Origin of the sequence: Mesorhizobium tianshanense, assembly GCF_007830515.1 — a bacterium.
GTDB classification, from domain to species: Bacteria; Pseudomonadota; Alphaproteobacteria; order Rhizobiales; family Rhizobiaceae; genus Mesorhizobium; species Mesorhizobium tianshanense.
Genome location: NZ_VLKT01000145.1, coordinates 1 through 1,974, shown reverse-complemented (window position 1 = coordinate 1,974; position 1,974 = coordinate 1). Strand labels below are relative to the sequence as shown.

Annotated in this window: 2 protein-coding genes and 1 pseudogene; 2 read left to right on the top strand and 1 reads right to left on the bottom strand. The window is 58.3% G+C overall.

Annotation, left to right across the window (positions count from 1 at the left end; translation table 11 throughout):
• Positions 1–20: 20 nt before the first annotated feature.
• Positions 21–1,283, bottom strand: coding sequence for an IS110 family RNA-guided transposase (locus IQ26_RS38905; protein ID WP_145723581.1), 1,263 nt, complete (start codon positions 1,281–1,283; stop codon positions 21–23).
• Positions 1,284–1,430: 147 nt separating this feature from the next.
• Between IQ26_RS38905 and IQ26_RS40985 the strand changes: the two are divergent.
• A pseudogene (locus IQ26_RS40985) lies at positions 1,431–1,635 on the top strand (integrase core domain-containing protein); the annotation flags it as partial.
• A gap of 36 nt (positions 1,636–1,671) precedes the next feature.
• Positions 1,672–1,974: hypothetical protein (locus IQ26_RS40200; RefSeq protein WP_208760318.1), on the top strand; the 303-nt coding region annotated here is incomplete at its 3' end.

The window sequence follows — 1,974 nt, the reverse complement described above, 5'->3', positions numbered from 1 at the left end:
CCCGCCGTGAATTTTTCAGGCTAGCTGACAGAGGTCCTTCCACCTGGCACCCGCCCTTCGACGAAGGGCCGGTAGTCTGAACCGCCTTTGACGACAGCGTGCACGACGCGGGCCATCTTGGCAGTAATTGCGGTCATGGCCTTGCGGCGCAGATCGGGATTGTCGCGATCCCTCGCGATGTAGCGTTCGAACTTGTGTCGAAAGCCATTCTCACGCTGACGGATGGCGACTTGCCCGGCGATCCACAGGGTTCGGCGCAGCCGAGCATTGCCGAATTTGGAAAGGCGGGTCTGGCCGCGATATTGGCCTGACTGCTGGGTTGAGAGATCTAGCCCGCAGAATTTGAGAAACTGGCGGTGATGATGGAAGCGGCGCAAATCTCCGGCTTCGGCAATGATCGTCAACGCGTTGATCGGCCCGATGCCCGGGATCTGTCGCAGGAGCTGGTAATCCTGGCTGTGCCGCAGCAGTTCGTCGGCCTGCGTTTCGATCTCATTGCGTTGCCGGATCAGGCTGCGTGCTTCGGCAATGACCATCCGGAACATACAAATGGCAGGGGCATCAAGCGGCAACGGCAATCCGATCGATGTGCGTGCCGTCTCGTAAATATCCATCAGAATCTGCGTCTTGCTGACCTTGCGGCCGACGACATCCCACGCGGCTGTCACAAACTCTTCCTTCGTCAGCGTCGTGATACTTGCCGGTGTCGGAAAGGCATCGAGGAAAGCGAAGAACCAATCGCTGCGGCTGTTTCCACGGAAGCGATCGATCTCGGGGAAATATAGCGGCAGATAATGCGTCAGGATGCGGTGCTGTATCTCGGTCTTGGCCCTTGCGATCGCTTCATGGGTCTTCGACAGCTCCTGCACATCGTTGATGCCGGCGCGCAGTGGATCATGGTAGCGCTGGGTCGCCTGGATCCTGAGCATGTGCAGCATCACCTGCGCATCCTTGGGATCGTTCTTGTCCCAGCTGTTGTGCAAAGCCTCACGGGTTCGGGCGAGTGCCAGCGACGACACCAGCCGCACCTCGAAACCGGCTTCAGCCAAGCGCCATGCAATGGGTCGGTGATAGTTCCCGGTCGCCTCGAAGGCGCAGATCACGGGTCTGCCATAGGCCTGAAGGATCTCGATCAGACGGTCATGCTCTGCACGGCTGTTGAGGACCGGCAGCCGGCGGCGGCGTCTATGGCTTGGGTCTTCGATCAGAACTTCATTGCGAACCTTGGCGATGTCGATGGCTACCAACACCGCATCGGCGGGTATAATATTTGCGCTGGTCATGGTCGGTCTCTCCGAATGGGTTGTGAACACTCACATTCTAGAGAAACCTTGACTGGCCATGGCCGCCTCGAGCGGTGCGCGCTTGCAGCGAAAAGCTGCGCGCACCGCTGTCGCGGCGGCTACCTCTCTTCCTTCCGTAGGTGCTACGGAACCGAGCTGATCTCGAATACCATCCTGGCATGGCAGGAAGATCGGCATGTCGAATGGCACAACATCGCACCGGCAGCGGATGCAACACGCCTTCGTGGAACGCTTCAATGGCCGGCTGCGCGATGAGTGTCTCAACGAGCGGCTCTCCACCAGCTACCGGCAAGCACGCAACAGCATCGAAGAATGGGGGATCGACTACAATCCTGTTTCATAACACCCATCTGTAGCCGCCAATCCAATGGATCAGCAGGACGATCTCGGAGGCTTCATCATCATATCGGCGACCACCTCTTGGATCACCGTGCGGGCGATGCACTTTTTGAGCCTGGCGTCCGTCGTTGGTGCAGACCAGACGCTGCGAAGGTCTGTAGCCAGCGCCGTAATATCCGTTGCCAACACAGGTGATGGCCTCGGCGTCGTGAACGCGGATAATCCGGGGAGCACGTCGGATCCTTCAAATCAATTTACAAGATCTTTACGATCGCCAGTCGTTGACAATGGTATGTTCACCGCAAGTCTGAGGTCAGGCACGGCTGAAAAA

Bases quoted from the DNA above. Each gene is read 5' to 3' on its own strand.
- IQ26_RS38905 (WP_145723581.1), bottom strand. From the start codon at position 1,283: ATGACCAGCGCAAATATTATACCCGCCGATGCGGTGTTGGTAGCCATC.